This window comes from Pseudomonas sp. F3-2 (assembly GCF_038804275.1).
Taxonomy (GTDB): Bacteria; Pseudomonadota; Gammaproteobacteria; order Pseudomonadales; family Pseudomonadaceae; genus Aquipseudomonas.
This window is the reverse complement of record NZ_CP152388.1, coordinates 3623609-3640470: the sequence shown is the minus strand read 5'-3', so window position 1 is coordinate 3640470 and position 16862 is coordinate 3623609. Positions and strand designations below refer to the sequence as shown.

The 16862-nt window shown below is 61.1% G+C and carries 17 protein-coding genes; 10 read left to right on the top strand and 7 right to left on the bottom strand.

Features of this window, described 5'->3' with window-relative positions:
* Positions 1–41: 41 nt before the first annotated feature.
* Genes AAGQ88_RS16680 through xylB form a run of 3 tightly spaced genes read left to right on the top strand, consistent with a single transcriptional unit; the run spans position 42 to position 3517 of the window.
* Positions 42–983 (top strand): ABC transporter substrate-binding protein, encoded by a 942-nt coding sequence (locus tag AAGQ88_RS16680; protein ID WP_342652989.1) that lies wholly within the window; start codon positions 42–44, stop codon positions 981–983.
* Positions 984–1009: 26 nt separating this feature from the next.
* A complete protein-coding gene (locus AAGQ88_RS16675; RefSeq protein WP_342652988.1) occupies positions 1010–2008 on the top strand; it encodes a LacI family DNA-binding transcriptional regulator in 999 nt (332 codons plus the stop codon).
* A 27-nt stretch (positions 2009–2035) separates the two neighbouring features.
* Complete coding sequence (xylB, locus tag AAGQ88_RS16670) at positions 2036–3517, top strand: xylulokinase (protein WP_342652987.1); 1482 nt, start codon at positions 2036–2038, stop codon at positions 3515–3517.
* A 41-nt stretch (positions 3518–3558) separates the two neighbouring features.
* Here xylB and AAGQ88_RS16665 read toward each other — a convergent pair whose 3' ends face one another.
* The 6 genes from AAGQ88_RS16665 to AAGQ88_RS16640 all read right to left on the bottom strand — a co-directional run bounded on the left by AAGQ88_RS16665 (position 3559) and on the right by AAGQ88_RS16640 (position 7884).
* Complete coding sequence (locus tag AAGQ88_RS16665; protein ID WP_093459165.1) at positions 3559–3822, bottom strand: hypothetical protein; 264 nt, start codon at positions 3820–3822, stop codon at positions 3559–3561.
* 146 nt (positions 3823–3968) lie between these two features.
* The gene (locus AAGQ88_RS16660) at positions 3969–4382 is read right to left on the bottom strand and encodes a cupin domain-containing protein (RefSeq protein WP_285424957.1); all 414 of its coding nucleotides are present in this window, start codon (positions 4380–4382) and stop codon (positions 3969–3971) included.
* Positions 4383–4491: 109 nt separating this feature from the next.
* Entirely contained in the window at positions 4492–5823 is a 1332-nt protein-coding gene (locus AAGQ88_RS16655; RefSeq protein WP_342652986.1) for an OprD family porin, read from the bottom strand.
* Between the two features lie 223 nt (positions 5824–6046).
* Positions 6047–6361 carry an antibiotic biosynthesis monooxygenase gene (locus AAGQ88_RS16650; RefSeq protein WP_342652985.1) on the bottom strand — a complete coding sequence of 105 codons (315 nt, stop codon included), beginning with the start codon at positions 6359–6361 and terminating at the stop codon, positions 6047–6049.
* A 411-nt stretch (positions 6362–6772) separates the two neighbouring features.
* A complete protein-coding gene (locus AAGQ88_RS16645) occupies positions 6773–7087 on the bottom strand; it encodes a hypothetical protein (RefSeq protein WP_342652984.1) in 315 nt (104 codons plus the stop codon).
* A 113-nt stretch (positions 7088–7200) separates the two neighbouring features.
* Positions 7201–7884, bottom strand: a complete 684-nt coding sequence (locus AAGQ88_RS16640; protein ID WP_093459160.1) for a GntR family transcriptional regulator — start codon at positions 7882–7884, stop codon at positions 7201–7203.
* Between the two features lie 262 nt (positions 7885–8146).
* Between AAGQ88_RS16640 and AAGQ88_RS16635 the strand changes: the two genes are divergently transcribed.
* The 7 genes from AAGQ88_RS16635 to pstB all read left to right on the top strand — a co-directional run bounded on the left by AAGQ88_RS16635 (position 8147) and on the right by pstB (position 15633).
* Positions 8147–8977, top strand: coding sequence for an enoyl-CoA hydratase-related protein (locus AAGQ88_RS16635; protein WP_342652983.1), 831 nt, complete (start codon positions 8147–8149; stop codon positions 8975–8977).
* Position 8978: 1 nt separating this feature from the next.
* Positions 8979–10172: a CoA transferase gene (locus AAGQ88_RS16630; protein ID WP_342652982.1), complete on the top strand. Its 1194-nt coding sequence runs from the start codon at positions 8979–8981 to the stop codon at positions 10170–10172.
* A 57-nt stretch (positions 10173–10229) separates the two neighbouring features.
* Positions 10230–11537: an MFS transporter gene (locus AAGQ88_RS16625; RefSeq protein WP_342652981.1), complete on the top strand. Its 1308-nt coding sequence runs from the start codon at positions 10230–10232 to the stop codon at positions 11535–11537.
* Positions 11538–11893: 356 nt separating this feature from the next.
* Positions 11894–12913: a phosphate ABC transporter substrate-binding protein PstS gene (gene pstS, locus AAGQ88_RS16620; RefSeq protein WP_342652980.1), complete on the top strand. Its 1020-nt coding sequence runs from the start codon at positions 11894–11896 to the stop codon at positions 12911–12913.
* Between the two features lie 70 nt (positions 12914–12983).
* Complete coding sequence (gene pstC / locus AAGQ88_RS16615) at positions 12984–13979, top strand: phosphate ABC transporter permease subunit PstC (RefSeq protein WP_285424949.1); 996 nt, start codon at positions 12984–12986, stop codon at positions 13977–13979.
* Entirely contained in the window at positions 13976–14854 is an 879-nt protein-coding gene (gene pstA, locus AAGQ88_RS16610) for a phosphate ABC transporter permease PstA (protein WP_285424948.1), read from the top strand. Before pstC ends, pstA begins: the two co-directional genes overlap by 4 nt.
* A complete protein-coding gene (pstB, locus tag AAGQ88_RS16605; protein ID WP_285424947.1) occupies positions 14854–15633 on the top strand; it encodes a phosphate ABC transporter ATP-binding protein PstB in 780 nt (259 codons plus the stop codon). The genes pstA and pstB overlap by 1 nt, the downstream gene beginning before the upstream one ends.
* A gap of 116 nt (positions 15634–15749) precedes the next feature.
* Here the strand turns inward: pstB and AAGQ88_RS16600 are convergent, their stop codons facing one another.
* The gene (locus AAGQ88_RS16600) at positions 15750–16679 is read right to left on the bottom strand and encodes a LysR family transcriptional regulator (RefSeq protein ID WP_285424946.1); all 930 of its coding nucleotides are present in this window, start codon (positions 16677–16679) and stop codon (positions 15750–15752) included.
* Between the last annotated feature and the right edge of the window lie 183 nt (positions 16680–16862).

Below are 16862 nucleotides of genomic sequence, written 5' to 3'. Positions count from 1 at the left end.
TTTCAAGCAACCGCCGCGACAATAATCACAAGAGAGCAATCATGAACTTCAAACGCCTGTTTCCTGCTGTCGTTTCCCTTTCCTTCGCAGCCTTGCTGTCCCAGGGCGTCGAGGCCCGCGAGCTGAAATCCGTCGGCATCAGCCTGGGCTCGCTCGGCAATCCGTACTTCGTGACCCTGGCCGACGGCGCCAAGGCCAAGGCGCTGGAGATCAACCCCAGTGTCAAGGTCACCTCGGTGTCCGCCGATTACGACCTGGGCAAACAGTTCTCGCAGATCGATAACTTCATCGCCGCAGGCGTCGATCTGATCCTGATCAACGCGGTGGACCCCAAGGCCATCGCCCCGGCCATCAAGAAAGCCCAGGCCGCGAACATCAAGGTCGTCGCTGTCGATGTCAGCGCCACCGGGGTGGACGCAATGGTGCAGACCGACAACGTCGAAGCAGGCAAGCTGGCCTGCCAGTTCATCGTCGACAAGCTCTCGGGCAAGGGCAACGTGATCATCGAAAACGGCCCGCAAGTGACGGCCGTCACTGATCGCGTCACGGGTTGCAAATCAGCGTTCGCCGCCGCGCCGGACATCAAGATTCTCTCCGACGATCAGGACGCCAAAGGCTCGCGGGACGGCGGCCTTAACGCGATGCAGGGCTACCTGACGCGCTTCCCGAAAATCGACGGCCTGTTTGCGATCAATGATCCGCAAGCCATCGGCAGCGACCTGGCGGCCCGGCAGTTGAAACGTGCAGGCATCATCATCACGTCGGTGGACGGCGCGCCGGACATCGAACATGCGCTCAAGTCCGAGTCCTCGATTCAAGCCTCGGCCAGTCAGGACCCGTGGGCGATGGCCCAGCAGGCGGTGGTGATCGGCAACGATCTGCTCAACGACAAGAAACCCGCTCAAGCCGTGACGCAGCTGACGCCCAAGCTGATCACCCGCGACAATGTCGGCAGCTACACGGGCTGGTCGAGCAAGCACTGAATGGCCGCGCTGAGGGGGTGAACGCTGTGGTCAGGATGGAGGATGTGGCGCGCCTTGCGCGGGTCTCGACTTCGACGGTTTCCCACGTGCTCAACGGCACGCGCAAGGTCAGTCCGCTGACCGTCGAAGCGGTGCAGCAGGCCGTGCAAGCGCTGGGTTACATCCCCAACACCCTGGCCCGTTCGCTCGCCCGCTCGCGCACCAACACCATCGGCGTGGCGATCTCGGCGCTGTCGAACCATTACTTCAGCGAGACGGTGCATGCCATCGAAACCGAGTGCGCGCGGTACGGCATCATGATGCTGTTCGTCGACACCCATGACGATCCCGAGCAGGAACTGCGCGTGGTCACGGCGCTGCATCACCGGCGTGTCGACGGGATCCTGCTGGCGCCTTCGAGCGATCCGCAGCGCGCGGCGCTGGCGTATCTGCAGGCCAACGCCATTCCCACCGTGCTCGTCGACCGCCTGGCGACCCAGGGCTTCGACCAGGTCGGCGTGGAGAACCGCCAGTCCACTCATGCGCTGGTCAGCCATCTGATCGGTCATGGCCATCGGCGTATCGGCATGATCGCCGGCCATCGAGGCCTGAGCACCACTGAGGAACGCATCGAGGGCTACCGGCAGGCGCTTGCCGATGGCGGTTTGCGCTTCGATGACGCGCTGCTGGTAAACGGCGAATCCAACAGTGAATCGGCGCGTCTCGCGGCGCGTCAGTTGCTGAGCCTGGATGAGCCGCCCAGCGCGATCATGGCGGCGAACAACCTGATGACCATCGGCGCCATGCACGCGTTGCGTGACGCCGGAGTCGGGGTGCCCGAGCAGATGGCGCTGGTGGGTTTCGACGACTTCGACTGGGCCGACTTTTTTGTCCCGCGCCTGAGCGTGATCGCCCAGCCGGTGCATGAACTGGGCGCGCGTGCGGTGCAACTATTGCTCCAGCGCATCGACCACCCTGATGGCATGCGCCTGTGCGAGCGGCTGTCGCCGACGCTGCGTATCCGAAATTCGTGCGGATGCCCTTGAGCGCCCGCCACAAGGAATTGAACACCCATGAACCAGGCTGTTTCTCTGGGCATCGATCTGGGTACCTCCGAACTCAAGGCCATCTTGCTCGACGCCAGCGGCGCGATTCTGGCGCAGTCGGGCGAGCGGGTGAGTGTTTCTCGCCGCCAGCCGGGCTGGTCGGAGCAAGATCCGGCGCACTGGTGGCACGCGTGCCTGGCCGCGCTGGCACGTCTGCGCGACAGTCAGCCGCAAGCCTGGCGGCGGATTGCCTGCGTGGGCGTGTCCGGGCAGATGCATGGCGCAGTGATGCTCGATGGCGCAGGGCAGGTGTTGTACCCGGCCATTCTGTGGGACGACTCCCGCGCCGTGGCGCAGGCCGCCCAACTCAACCGCGATTACCCACACTACGCTGAAGTGACCGGCAGCCTGGCGATGGCAGGGCTGACCGCGCCGAAGTTGCTGTGGATGCGCCAGCAGGAACCGGAGCTGTTCGCGCGGATCGACTGCGTGCTCTCACCCAAGGATTACCTGCGCCTGTTGCTGACCGGCCAGCGTGTCAGTGACATGTCCGATGCCGCGGGGACCTTGTGGCTGGATGTGGCGCGCCGCGAGTGGTACGAACCCATGCTGCACGCCACCGGCCTGACCCGTGAACACATGCCGACGCTGCTGGAAGCGGATCAGCGCTGCGGCACCCTGACCCGCGAGGCCGCTGCGCAGCTCGGGCTGCCGGTCGGTCTCCCCGTTGCGGCCGGTGGCGGCGACAATCCCGTTTCGGCAGTGGCGATCGGCGCAGTTCAGGCGGGCGATACGTTCGTCACCCTTGGCACCAGCGCGGCCATCGTCGCCATTACCGATCGTCCCGCTGGCAATCCGGCGCAAGCGGTGCACAGCTTCTGCCACGCGCTCCCGCAACGCTGGTACACCATGGGCGCCATGCTCGCGGGCGCCAGTTGCCTGCGCTGGGTGACGCGTCTGCTGGGCCAGCCGGATGAGCAGACGTTGCTCGAACTTGTCCGGCTCGGCCTGCCAGTGGACCGCCCGGTACCGATCTCCAGTCCGGTTTTCCTGCCGTATCTGGCTGGCGAGCGGACGCCGCACAACGACCCGTTGCTGCGTGGCGGCTTCATGAATCTGGGGCACGACAGCACACCCGCCATGCTCGGTTATGCGGTGCTCGAAGGGGTGGGTTTTGGCCTGCTGGACGCGATGAATGCGTGCAGGTCAGCGGGTGCGACGGTCAACGCCTGCGCGCTGGTCGGTGGCGGTGCGCGCAGTGACTATTGGGCGCAGCTGCTGGCCAATATCCTCGACCGCGAGGTGTATACGCTGGAGGGCAGCGAGCTGAGCGCCTGCATCGGCGCGGCCAGACTGGGCTTTCTGGCGATCGGCCAGGGAGAGTTGCTGCAGCAAGGCATGCCGGTGAAATCGCGCTATCAACCAATCGCCGCGACCCAGCCTGCGCTGCGCGAGCGTTACGCGAAGTTTCGCGGATTACTGTCCGCTGCGCAGGCGCTGCACGGTTAAGGCGCGGGCTCGATCAGCCCCTGCGGGAATCACTCGCGACCTTAATGCACCGCCCACGAGCGCGGTGCCGGGGTGTGGGTAAACTTGGAGATGCCTTTGACCCAGAACCGGCGATGCGGGGTCTGGTCCGGCGGCAGCAGCGGCTGCGCCGACCATTGGTGATGACGCTTGGCCTCTTCGCGGTAGGCCTTCCATTCCATGGCTTCTGCGGTGTCCTTCGCCGCACGTTCGTCATCGAACCAGCCAAGCACTGAAACTTCGCCCTGATCGCGGCCGTGTTCTACCAGCAGAAAAATGTTGTACATGCCTGTGCCTTTTGCTTATCAAGTCCGGCCCGAATGCGGGCTCTACTGATGGCTTATCGACAGTCGAGCGGAAAAATTGAGGTCGCCACGTTCACCTGCTGACCGACGGCGCCGCACCCCAGAGCCTCCGCGCAGCGGGCGGTCCATCATTTCGGCAGCGGCGTGAGGATCTCGGCGTTGTCGTCCAGCAGGATGAAAACCAGCAATTTCGCCGGTTTGCGGGTGCTCGCGTTTCGCGATTCATAGTGTTTCGAACCGGCCGGCTCGTACCACGTTTCGCCAGCCTTGTAGGTGGTCGCCTTGCCCTCGTTGACCCGGGAAATGACCGCGCCTTCGAGTACGTAGGCGATCGCGCTGCCGCTGTGGCTGTGCGGAATCGAGACCTGTCCGGGCTGATAATCGACCGTCAGCACCATCGCCTTCTTGCCTGGCGCATTGAGCATCGGGTGGCTTTCCAGCACGGTGACTTTTTCCTGTCCGGCGTCATGGGCCAGCGCGCCGAGCGGCAGCCAAAGGGCCGCGCAGGAGAGGGCGGCAGCGAGCAGTTTCAGAGCGTTCATGATCGGTCCTGTGAAAGAGAGTGACAGCCGACACGTTAGGCCTGGCCAGGCACGGGTCACACTCCCAATCTGCGGAAAGATCGTTAGGCCAATCAGCTTGCGCTCAAGGTCAGAGGATGGAGATCGGGTAGTCGACGATCAGCCGAAACTCATCCTGATCACCTTCGGCCTGATCGGCATTCGCCCGATGCCACGCCTGACGGACGCGAAACGACAGATCCTTCGCGGGCCCGTTCTGAACCACATACTTGGCTTCCAGGTTGGTTTCGTGATGCTTGCCGTTGTCCCCGTAGCCGTAATCACGATAGGGGCTGTCGGCGGCCATCTTGGTGCCATCGATGTCCCAGCCGTTGACATAACGGGCCATGAAGCTCAAACCCGGTACGCCGTAGGTGCTCATGGAGAGGTCGTAACGTGCCTGCCAGGATTTTTCGCCCGGGCCATTGAAGTCCGAATACTGAATCGAGTTGGCGAGGAAAATCGAGTCGCCTGTGGTGCCAGGCCCATTGTCACCGAACGAGACATAGTCGAACGGCTCGTCGCCGTGGACGTTCTGGTAGGCGAGGGTGAACGTGTGACCGGGCATGAAATCGTAGGCGGCGGCGAGGGACCACGTGGTGTTGTCGATGCTGCCGGCCTTGGCCTGGCCCTCGTCCGTAGTGCGGTAAATATTGAAATCGAAGGTCAGCGAGCGCTCGGCGGGCAGTGCCAGCACGTAGTTGGCGTTGCCGTAGTACTGACGCCAGACGTCTTTGAATTCCGAGCCATACAGCTGGAAGGAAAGGCTGTCGTTGACCGAATATTTGCCGCCGACGAAGTCGACGCTGCTGGTGGTCACGTCGGCATACGCGGCATAGAGTTCGCCGCTGGAGCGGGTGTGTTGCGGGCCGTTGCCGGCGGTGAAGTGACCGCCTTCCAGGTCCAGTCCCTCGAACTCACTGCTCTGCAGGCTGAAGCCGGTGGCCGTCTGCGGGAACAGCCGGGTGCCGCCCGCGGCGAAGACCGGCGCAGTCGGCTGCATCGTTCCCCATTTGAGCTCAGTCCTGGAAATGCGCGCCTTGAGCGCGCCGCCCGCCGTGGAGAATTCGTCCTCGGGGCTGTCGCTGCTGTCCACTGGAATGTTACCGGTGCCGGAGTGTCCGGCGCCGCCGTCCAGCTTCAAGCCATACCAGCCGTAGGCATCGACGCCGAATCCGACCGTTCCCGGCGTAAAGCCTGAGCTGAAGTTGGCCATCGCTGCCTGAGACCAGTCGCGCTGGTCATCGGCACCGCTCTTGCCGTTCCGGTTGAAGTAGTAATTGCGCAACAGGACGTCGAAACCGGCGTCTTCGACGAACCCTTTGGCGTCGGCCTGATCACTGACGAAGGGGTCTGCTTCTACTGATTGGACATATCCAGCCGAGACCGCCAGGGCGATCAGGCTCAGAGTCATCACTCTCATAATGGCATTACCTCTTGGGTCTTTGAGGCAGTTCGCTATTACACGAGTGGCAATAGCACCAACTTGCCCGTAAGACGCAAAGGATAATCCCTGTCAGACGCTTCGCCAGTTCATGGGCGCAATCGGTCCTTCAATCGGTGTTTTTCTGACGATTGGTTTAGTAAACAGCCAATTATCGCCAATCGTTAAAGTGGAAATTCAGATTGTCACGGGGTAGCTCATGTCAGCGCGCACCGGGCAAGTTGCATCGCTCCGAGTCGCTGTCGAAGGCAACATGCCGGACGAAGCGGTTGCTCAGTAATCCATTCAGGCCCTCGTTGCTGGGTTGAGCGAAATGCGCGTTCATCGCCTGACAGGACTGCCAGCAGACGTCGATGGTCCACAGATCATGATCGAGGGCGTCACGGTTGAGCACGCTGGACACGCAGCCGGGGATTGATGGCAGGCCTTCGACAATCGACGCCAGGTAGGCGCCCAGTTCTTCCGATCGGCCATGAGCCGCATAAATACGCACAGTGTTCTTGGCTTCCTCGGTCATGCAGGATGTCTCCGTCGCAACAGGTTCGGGGGCGTTAGAAAGGGACAGGGCGATACGCAGCTCTCAATAGTAGCGTCACTCGCGGATTTTTCCGCCTGGCTGGCACATGATTTCCAGCGCGTTGAGGGTAGGGCGCAAAGGGGCAAGCGGCCAATGGCCAATCCGGGGAATCAGCAGCAGACCAATTCAAGCAAGCGAAGAAGGGCAACGGGGCGGGAGATGGCGTTTGTAAGAATGCGTCTGGATGGCGTGATGCTCACGAAAATGCGGCTTGTCTACTGTGGTCATTCAGAGTGACTACAGAGAACAAGCCGCACTTGAGAGGCACTTCGTTCGATACACAGTGCCAAGCGCTCGAACAGGGTGTCAGGGGAAAAAGACAGCCAGTCTGCGCGCTTTATTCACGGGCTGTTACTTGCTGCCCGAACCACCCGAGCCGCCCGCACCACCTGCGCCGCCACCGCTGCCGCCCATGCCGTTGCCGTTGCTCATGCCGCCGCCTTCACCCGTAGCGCCGTTGCCGTCGCTGCTGCCCATGCCTTTGGTGCCTGGTGTCGAGCTGTTCGGGGTCTTAGGCGTGCCATCCGTGTTCGGGCCGGCGCTGCTTGGGCGCGGGCCAGTGGTGCTGTCCGGATTGGTCGGACCGGTAGAGCCGGCGAACGCAGATCCAGTTGCAACAGCCATCAGGCCGGCAAGCGTCAGGGCAGTCAGTTTAGTCTTGATCATGATGTGAATCCCTTTGTTGTCATGGATACACATTGGTCCGTCGTCGCTGTGCAGAGGTGCATTCTTGCCGACAGACGGTCATCAGACTCCCAGCGTCATGCCGCGCCTCACCATCAAGCCGAGCGCCGCGCGCTGACTATGCCATGTTCCAGCATCGTCGCCAGAAACACATCGATTTTGTTGCGCAGATGATCTTCCATCAGGGCGCGCAGTTTTTTGCTGTCGCCTTTTTTAAGGTACGTGAGCATCTGCTCATGTTCGTTGATCGCCTGCTGCCAGCGGCCCGGAGTCGGGTTCAGGCGACGGCGTACATGGCGCAGCCGGGCGTTGAGGTTATTGAACATCTCCGACAGCACTCGATTGTCTGCGACGTCGAGGATTTTCAGGTGAATCTGCTGGTTGAGGCTGAAGTAACTGCTCAGGTCGTTCTGTTCATGGGACAGGCGCATCGCAGCCTGCAAGGCCTCCAGTTCGGCGATGTCGGCCGCCGAAATCTTCTGACAGGCCTGTTCCCCCGACAGACCCTCCAGCGCCGCCAGCAACGTCAGCATGTTGGCCGCTTCTTCCAGACTGACGCTGGCGACTTTCGCCCGACGGGTCGCGGAAATCTCCACCAGCCCTTCCCGGGCCAGCATCTTGATTGCCTCCCGCAGCGGGGTGCGTGACACCGCAAGCTGCTCGCATAAGGCACGTTCGGACAGCGGGGCGCCGGGCATCAGGTCTCCGCTGATGATGCGCTCCCGCAACGCGGCATAAGCCGCCTCGTTGATGTTCGCCAGATTGTTGTGTTCGGACATCAAACCCTCTCCATCGGTATCCCGGATTCGCCCGCTTTGCTGTCGACATAGGCCGCGACGATTATCCCGGTGAATCGAAAATTTATCTACGAAACTCGCCGCTTGAAGAGCCCGAGCCCCGATTCACGTGAACTGCAAGGCAGATGCGTTTCGTCCACTCCCGCTGATTTCTCGCAAAAAGCACTTGCGTCACGGAAAGCAAAGTCTATATTTGGGATACCAAACGCACGAAATGGTATCCCAAAAATAATAAGGTGCTTGTATGAATACGCATGTTTCGCCCGACTCCGACGCTCGCAGCCAGCACGAGCGGCCCGCTTCCGAAATCCTCCTCCTGCGTGACGGCAACCTCGCCACGGTCGTGCTGAACCGTCCTGAAAAACTCAACGCCACCACCTTATCGATGTGGAAATTGCTGGACGACACCCTTCGCCAGCTGGACGCCGACGATTCCGTGCGCTGCATCGTCATTCGTGGCGCCGGCACCAAAGCATTCGGGCCGGGCAACGATATTTCCGAGTTCGAAACCCATCGCGGCAATCAGGCACTGGCCCGGCACTACGGGCCGGTGATGCACAGCGCACTGCGCGCGATCGCTCACTGCCGCCATCCGTTGGTGGCGATGATCCACGGCATCTGCGTCGGCGGCGGCCTGGGCATTGCGTCGCTGTGCGACATCCGGATTTGCGGCGAGTCGAGCCGTTTCGGCGTACCGGTCAACAAGCTCGGTCTGGCCATGGCCCATGACGAGATGGCCGGGCTGATGCGCATTGCCGGCCCTGACGTGACCCTGGAGATGCTGCTCGAAGGCCGTGTTTTCGGCGCTGCCGAGGCATTGCACAAGCGCATCGTCACCCGCGTCGTGGCGGATGCACAGGTGGAAGAGCAGGCCATGGAAAGCGCCCGTCGCATTGCTGACGGCGCGCCTCTGGTCGCCCGGTGGCACAAGCAGTTCGTGCAGCGCTGCACTGATTCCGCACCGCTGACGGCGCAAGAATACGACGAGGCATTCGACTGCTTCGCCACCGAGGATTTCCAGATCGGTTACCAGGCCTTCCTGGCCAAACGCACACCTGTTTTCGGAGGCAAATGAAATGGCCGGTCCCTTGCAAGGCATGAAAGTCATCGAGCTGTCGCACATCATGTCCGGCCCTATCTGCGGGATGATGCTCGCCGACATGGGCGCCGACGTGATCAAGGTCGAGAAAATGGACGGTGACGATTGCCGCCGTTTCGCACCTGTTCTGGAACACGGCGAGTCCGCCTCGTTCATGATCCTGAACCGCAACAAACGCGACATCGCCTTGAACCTGAAGACCGATGGCGGCAAGGATGTGCTGCGGCGCATGCTGGCCGACGCGGACGTGGTCACCGAGAACTACCGCAAAGGCACGATGGAAAAGCTCGGGCTGGGTTATGACACGCTCAGGCAGCTCAATCCCGGGCTCATCTATTGCTCGGTGTCCGGGTATGGACGCACGGGTCCGTATGCCGACAAAGGCGGTTTTGACCTGATCGCGCAAGGTTTGTCGGGCCTGATGAGCGCAACCGGTGAGCCGGGGCAGGCGCCGATCAAGGCAGGCTCGCCGATTGCCGACATCAACGCCGGCATCCTCGCGGCGCTGGGCATCGCCGCCGCCTACGCGCACAAGCAGAAAACCGGGTTGGGTCAGGTGGTCGACACCTCGTTGCTGGAAGCCGGCTTTCAGCAGATGTACTGGCCTGCGGCGAATTATTTCGCCGAGGGCGTGATCCTGCCAAAGATGGGCTCGGCCAACTCCACCAGCACGCCGTATCAGGCGTTCCGCACTCAGGATGGCTGGATCAACATCGGCGCGGCGAACCAGGGCAATTACGAACGCTTGCTGCAGGTGCTCGACGCGCCACACATCAGCGACGACCCGCGTTTCGCCACCAACGTATTGCGCATGAACAATCGCGAGGCGCTGGTTGCGCTGATCACCGAATGCCTGGCGCAAGACACCACTGATAACTGGGTCGCGCGGCTGGATCTTGCCGGCCTGCCGGTGGGCGCGGTGCTGGACATTTCGCAGGCGGTCGAGCATCCGCAGATTCTGGAACGCGAGATGATTGTCGAAACCCACCATCCGCTCACCGGCGCGGCGCGCAGCATTGCCTTGCCGATCCGCTTCTCGGAAACCCCACGGCACGTCAGCCGACCGTCACCGCTGCTGGGTGAGCACACCCTGGAAATCCTTGCCGAGTACGGGTACGACACCGGCCAGATCGCCGAGCTGCGGCGAGAGGGCGCCATCCTCGAGCTCTGAACCCTGATAAGCGCATTGGTGTGAACAACTACAAAAATAACGCTGAGGATCGCAATCATGAGCAGGCTAAAAATAAAGGCCACCACCGTCGTCATGATGATGCTGTGCCTGATGTACTTCATCACCTACGTCGACCGGGTCAATGTCAGCACGGCGGCAGGGCAATTCAGCAGCGAGCTGGGGCTGAGCAACACGCAACTGGGTTTCATCTTTTCTGCGTTCGCGTACCCGTACATGGTGTTTCAGTTCATCGGTGGCTGGGTCAGTGATCGCTACGGCGCCAAGCGCACCTTGATTGTGTGCGCCTTCATCTGGGCGGCGGCCACCGTGCTGACCGGCATGGCGGGCGGTTTCCTCAGCCTGGTGGCTGCGCGCATGTTGCTCGGTCTCGGCGAGGGCGCAACGTTTCCGGCATCGACCAGTGCCATGGCCGCCTGGGTGTCCAAGGACAAACGTGGCTTCGCGCAGGGCATCACGCACGCCGCCGCCCGCCTGGGCAATGCCTGCGCGCCGTTGATTGTCGCCGCGCTGATGACCGCGTACGACTGGCGCTTTTCCTTTTATCTGTTAGGCGCGCTGAGCTTCGGCTGGGTGGTGTTGTGGTATGTCACGTACACCGAAAAACCAGCCGATCATCCGCGCATCACGGCGCAGGAACTGGCCGCGCTGCCAGCGCCCAAACCTCGCCGTGTCGACGCGCCCGGTACTTATATGCGGTTGTTCCGCCGCATGCTGCCGGTTTCCAGCGTGTACTTCTGCTACAACTGGATTCTCTGGCTGATGCTCAGCTGGATACCCATGTACTTCATGCACAACTACCACCTGAACATCAAAGATGCAGTGCTGTTCACTTCCGGCGTGTTCTTCGCCGGGGTGGTGGGTGATCTGCTCGGCGGCATGATCAGCGACAAGCTGCTGCGCCGCACCGGCAACGTGCGCCTGGCGCGCAGTTATCTGGTGGCGGTGTGCATGGCGTGCACCGGCCTGTCGCTGATCCCGGTCCTGCTTTTCCAGGAACCGCTGTATTCGCTGATCTTCCTGGCCATGGCGCTTTTTTTTAATGAGATGACCGTGGGGCCCATGTGGGCAGTGCCGATGGACATCGCGTCCGACCGCGCCGGTACGGCAAGCGGCATCATGAACGGCACGGCTGCAACGGCGACCATCATCAGCCCTGTGCTGGCGGGCTATCTCATCGACGTGACCGGCAATTGGACGCTGCCGTTTCTGATCTCCATCGGTGTGCTGGCTTTTGGGGTGCTGATGACCTTCACGATGAAGCCGCAAAACGTATTCGTCGCGGACGAAAAATCGCCATCGCAAAACTTCGAAACACTTGAACCCAAAGACGCAATCGCCAAGTAAGGCGTTTCTCATTTTTGGCAAGAGCCGGGAAGGGAACCGTCGCGGCAAACGCAGGGATTGCTGTCACAAATGTGTCGCCTCAGGCGCTTTTTAGCGACTGAATGTGCCGTGACGGCGCTGTAAAAAGCGCTGATATGGCCCGTTGATATTAAATCGTCCTGCACTAGACAACCCCCGGTTTCTTCAATGAAACCGGGGGTTTTGCGTTTGCAGGGTGTAGGTAATTGCCTACAGAGCGGCCGAGATTTTCGCGAGTGTCTAGAGACTGTCATCAAACAGAAATGTTTCGGGTTTTTAATCTGCATCGGGTCTTCAACCGGACCCCACACACAAAATTCTCTTGTTGAGGTATTGCCGTGAATCTGCTGACAAAAACTCGCCTGTCACTCCTGCTGGCTTCGATGTGCCTGACTGGAATGGCACACGCTACGGACGTCACTGGTGCTGGTTCGAGCTTCGTTTTCCCAGTCATCTCCAAATGGGCGACAGACTACAGCAAGAGCACTGATACCAAGATCAACTACCAGTCCATCGGTTCGGGCGGCGGTATCGCTCAAATCAAGGCTGCGACCGTTGACTTCGGCGCATCCGACGCTCCTTTGAAAGCCGAAGACCTGCAGGCCGGCGGCCTGGGTCAGTTCCCGAGCGTGATCGGCGGTATCGTTCCGGTCATCAACGTGGAAGGCATCGAAACCGGCAAGCTGGAATTGAGCGGCAAGGTTCTGGCCGACATCTTCCAGGGCAAGATCACCAAGTGGAACGATCCAGCGATCGTTGCACTGAACAAGGACCTGAAACTGCCTGACAGCAACATCACCGTGGTTCACCGTTCGGACGGCTCGGGCACTTCCTTCAACTTCACCAACTACCTGGCCAAGGTCAGCCCGGACTGGAAATCAGCCGTTGGCGAAGGCTCGGCCGTGCAATGGCCAGTCGGTGTAGGCGGCAAGGGTAACGAAGGTGTGGCTGCTTACGTGAAGCAGATCAAGGGTTCGATCGGTTACGTCGAGTTCGCTTACGCCAAGACCAACAACATCGCCTACGCCAAGCTGGAAAACGCCGCCGGCAAATCCGTCGAGCCAAGCGCCAAGGCCTTCGCCGCCGCCGCTGCAACCGCTGACTGGGCAAGCGCCAAGGACTTCAACCTGATCATGACCAACGCCCCGGGCGCTGACGCATGGCCAATCACTGCGACCACCTGGATCATCATGTACAAGCAACCGAAGAACGCCGAGAAAAGCGCTGCTGCTTTCGACTTCTTCAAGTGGTCGCTGGAAAAAGGTCAGGCCCAGGCCGAGTCGCTGGAATACGTGCCACTGCCTAAAGAGCTGGTCAGCAAGATCGAAGACTACTGGAAGACCGAGTTCACCAAGTAACTCGATGTAATCCGGCTTACCCCTGTCATCGAGCGCTCGGTGACAGGGTTTCCTTGCGAGTGGACCCACCATGACTGAAAACACCCAATACATGTCCGCTGTGATTCCGGATGTCACGTCCGAGAGCGAAAGACGCGCGGCCCGCGATCACCGACACGACGCCTGGTTCCGGCGCACGATGCTGGGAGCGGCTCTGTTGGTGCTGCTGTTGCTGGCGAGCATCGCCGGCTCGACACTCTGGGGCGGAGCCCTGGCGTTCAAGACGTTTGGTTTCGAATTTCTTACCAGTACTGAATGGGATGCGGTCAACGGCCATTTCGGCGCGTTGGTCCCGATCTACGGCACCTTGGTGACATCCTTTCTCGCGCTGCTGATCGCCGTCCCGGTGAGTTTCGGCATCGCGATTTTTCTGACTGAAGTAGCGCCGCCCTGGTTGCGGATGCCGATTGCCTCCGCGGTCGAACTGCTGGCGGGCATTCCTTCGATTATCTATGGCATGTGGGGGCTGTTCGTGTTCGGCCCGTTCATGGCCGAAAACATGGCGCCCTGGATCAACGACAATCTGGGCGCGCTGCCGCTGATCGGTCCGATTTTCCAGGGGCCGCCGCTGGGTATCGGCATGCTCACCGCCGGCATCGTGCTGGCGATCATGATCACGCCGTTCATTACTTCGGTGATGACCGAGGTGTTCCGCAGCGTGCCGGTTGCCCTCAAGGAATCCGCCTACGCGCTGGGCGGAACCACGTGGGAAGTGGTCTGGGACATCGTCCTGCCTTACACCCGCTCGGCCGTGGTCGGCGGTATTTTCCTGGGCCTTGGCCGCGCACTGGGCGAGACCATGGCGGTCACCTTCGTGCTCGGTAACGCCCACCAGTTCTCGGCATCGCTGATGATGCCGAGCAGTTCGATCGCCTCGGTCATCGCCAACGAGTTCAGCGAGGCCTACACCGACCTGCATCGCTCGTCGCTGATCGCGCTGGGCTTCCTGTTGTTTGTCGTCACCTTCATCGTGCTGGCGTTTGCCCGTCTGATGCTGTCTCGTCTGTCGCGCAAGGAGGGTGTATGAGCAAGGTCGATAACGAAAACCTGTACCGGGTCCGCGCGATCAAGAATGGCATCGCGATGGTCCTCAGCTGTGGCGCCACGGTCTTCGGCCTGCTGTGGCTGGTGTGGATCCTGCTGACCACGCTGGTCAACGGCTTCCAGGCACTGAATCTGCGGCTGTTTACTGAAATGACCCCGCCGCCGGGTTCGGCCGGTGGTCTGGCGAACGCGTTCTACGGCAGCTTCCTGATGTCCGGCATCGGTCTGCTGATCGGCACGCCGATCGGGCTGATGGCCGGGATCTGGCTGGCGGAATTCGCCCGCCACTCGAAACTCGGCAACGCCGTGCGCTTCATCAATGACATTCTGCTGTCGGCGCCGTCGATCGTGCTGGGCCTGTTCGTATACACCGCTGTGATCCTGCCGCTCAGCGCGGTGACCAACCATCAGGTGGGCTTTTCGGCCTTCGCCGGTGCGCTGGCCCTGGCGCTGCTGGTGATTCCCGTGGTGGTCCGTACCACCGATGAAATGCTGCAACTGCAGCCTTCGACCATGCGCGAAGCGGCGCTGGCGCTGGGCGTGCCACAGTGGAAGCTGACGCTGCAGATCGTTCTGCGGGCCGCCAAGGCCGGCGTGGTCACCGGCATTCTGCTGGCACTGGCACGTATCACCGGCGAAACCGCGCCACTGCTGTTCACCGCCTTCGGCAACCAGTTCTGGAGCAGCGACCTGCTCAAGCCGATCGCAAGCGTTCCTGTGGTCATCTTCCAGTACGCGATGAGCCCGTTCGATGACTGGCATTCCCTGGCCTGGGCCGGTGCCTTGATTCTGACCTTGTTTGTATTGGTGCTGAGCCTCAGCTCCCGTCTTCTCCTTTTGCGCAATAGGGCGTCCTGATGAATAACCTTTCCCTTGCCGACGAAAAAACCAAAATCCAGGTACGCAACCTCGAGTTTTTCTACAACGGCCATCGTTCGCTCAAATCGATCGACATGAACATCCCCGAGAAGCGCATCACTGCGATCATCGGCCCTTCGGGTTGCGGCAAGTCGACCCTGCTGCGCGTGTTCAACCGGATCTACTCGATGTACCCCAAGCAGGAAGCCAAGGGCGAAGTGATGCTCAACGGGGAAAACATTCTGGCGCCGGGCTATTCGATGAACCGCCTGCGCAGCCATGTCGGCATGGTGTTCCAGAAGCCGGTGCCGTTCCCGATGTCGATTTTCGACAACATCGCCTACGCCGTGCGTCACCACGAAAAGCTCTCGCGTCGCGAAATGGAAGAACGTGTCGAAGAAGCCCTGCGCGGCGCGGCCCTATGGGATGAAGTCAAGGACAAGCTCAAGCAGAGCGCACAAAGCCTGTCCGGTGGTCAGCAGCAACGTCTGTGCATCGCCCGTACCATCGCGTTGCGCCCACAAGTGCTGTTGCTGGACGAGCCGACCTCGGCACTCGACCCGATCTCCACCGGCCGTATTGAACAGCTGATCACCGAGCTCAAGGAGCAGTTCACCGTGGTCATCGTGACCCACAACATGCAACAGGCCGCGCGCTGCTCGGACTACACCGCGTTCATGTTCATGGGTGAGCTGATCGAGCATGGCGACACGGACACCATCTTCACCAAACCGTCCAAGACCCAGACCGAAGACTACATCACCGGTCGGTTCGGTTGATCGACCCGGCAGTTGAGGGCAGGGACGCCGTCAACGCATGGAGCGGGAGGTGTATAGCGTGGAAACCTGCGCAGTTTCCTGACAGCAGCGTCAGCCATCATGTTGAACGTGGGGTGTCAGAGCGGCGCCGGCGGGATCGCGCTGTGATCGCCCATGAATTGCTCCAGCCGCTTGCGCAGCCAGCGTTCGGCGGGGTCGGTGTCCATCACGCTCAGCCAGACCATCGACAGTTCCAGGTTGGGCGTGATGAAGGGCAAAGGTTCGCCGCGCAGCAATCCTGCCTTGCTCATCGCCAGGGTCAGATGATCCGGCAGGTTGCACAGCAGATCAGTGCCTTCCATCAACGCCGGCAACGTGCTGTATTGCGGCACCGACAGAACCGCCGTGCGTTTGCGGCCGATTGCTGCCAGCCACTCATCGGCAAAGCTTGAGATGTTCGCCACGTGGGACACCACCACGTGTGGGCGCGAGCAGTATTCGTCCAGGGTGATCGGCTCGGAAGACGCATCTGCCCGCACCACCATCGGCTGTACGCTGCGCAGCAACTTGCGCTTGGCATTGGCCGGCAACTCCCGGGTCAGGCACACGCCAACGGTGATCTCGCCGGACATCAGCAGTTCGGACACATTCCAGTAGTTGACCTGCTTGATGACAATGACGATGCCCGGCGCCTCCTCACGAATGGCGCGCAGCAAGGGTGGCAGCAAACTGTATTCGACATCGTCGGAAAGCCCGATGCGAAAGGTCATGTCGCTGCTGGCCGGGTCGAAATCCCGGGTCAGGCTCAACGCCACCGACATTGCGTCCAGCGCCGGCGACAGGTGATGGATGATTTCGTTGGCCCGCGCCGTGGGCTCCATGCGGTGGCCGACGCGGATGAACAACGGGTCGTTGAACAGCGCCCGCAACCGGTTGAGCGCCGCACTGATCGTGGGCTGGCCGAGGAACAGCTTCTCGGCGGCACGGGTCACGTTGCGCTCCTGCATCAAGGTCTCGAACACCACCATCAGGTTGATGTCCGCCTTGCGCAGCTCATTGCGATTCATAAAACGTCCCCGTTGCCCGGCATGTGTCATCCATTTTGTAACGAAATGATGGACGACAGTTTATGGACCGCCATTGGTGCACGTCCAGCCTGACGGCATGTTTCGCGGACTGGCCGGTTAATCGCAGTCCTCAGGTGGCTCGTGGCGGGTCAAGGTCAGGAGAGGTGCCAGCCCGGCCAATGG

Excerpts from the sequence above, each read along its gene's own strand:
- AAGQ88_RS16680 (WP_342652989.1), top strand. The coding sequence starts at position 42 with ATGAACTTCAAACGCCTGTTTCCTGCTGTCGTTTCCCTTTCCTTCGCA.
- xylB (WP_342652987.1), top strand. The coding sequence starts at position 2,036 with ATGAACCAGGCTGTTTCTCTGGGCATCGATCTGGGTACCTCCGAACTC.
- AAGQ88_RS16665 (WP_093459165.1), bottom strand. The coding sequence starts at position 3,822 with ATGTACAACATTTTTCTGCTGGTAGAACACGGCCGCGATCAGGGCGAA.
- AAGQ88_RS16660 (WP_285424957.1), bottom strand. The coding sequence starts at position 4,382 with ATGAACGCTCTGAAACTGCTCGCTGCCGCCCTCTCCTGCGCGGCCCTT.
- AAGQ88_RS16655 (WP_342652986.1), bottom strand. The coding sequence starts at position 5,823 with ATGAGAGTGATGACTCTGAGCCTGATCGCCCTGGCGGTCTCGGCTGGA.
- AAGQ88_RS16650 (WP_342652985.1), bottom strand. The coding sequence starts at position 6,361 with ATGACCGAGGAAGCCAAGAACACTGTGCGTATTTATGCGGCTCATGGC.
- AAGQ88_RS16645 (WP_342652984.1), bottom strand. The coding sequence starts at position 7,087 with ATGATCAAGACTAAACTGACTGCCCTGACGCTTGCCGGCCTGATGGCT.
- AAGQ88_RS16640 (WP_093459160.1), bottom strand. The coding sequence starts at position 7,884 with ATGTCCGAACACAACAATCTGGCGAACATCAACGAGGCGGCTTATGCC.
- AAGQ88_RS16635 (WP_342652983.1), top strand. The coding sequence starts at position 8,147 with ATGAATACGCATGTTTCGCCCGACTCCGACGCTCGCAGCCAGCACGAG.
- AAGQ88_RS16630 (WP_342652982.1), top strand. The coding sequence starts at position 8,979 with ATGGCCGGTCCCTTGCAAGGCATGAAAGTCATCGAGCTGTCGCACATC.
- AAGQ88_RS16625 (WP_342652981.1), top strand. The coding sequence starts at position 10,230 with ATGAGCAGGCTAAAAATAAAGGCCACCACCGTCGTCATGATGATGCTG.
- pstC (WP_285424949.1), top strand. The coding sequence starts at position 12,984 with ATGACTGAAAACACCCAATACATGTCCGCTGTGATTCCGGATGTCACG.
- pstA (WP_285424948.1), top strand. The coding sequence starts at position 13,976 with ATGAGCAAGGTCGATAACGAAAACCTGTACCGGGTCCGCGCGATCAAG.
- pstB (WP_285424947.1), top strand. The coding sequence starts at position 14,854 with ATGAATAACCTTTCCCTTGCCGACGAAAAAACCAAAATCCAGGTACGC.
- AAGQ88_RS16600 (WP_285424946.1), bottom strand. The coding sequence starts at position 16,679 with ATGAATCGCAATGAGCTGCGCAAGGCGGACATCAACCTGATGGTGGTG.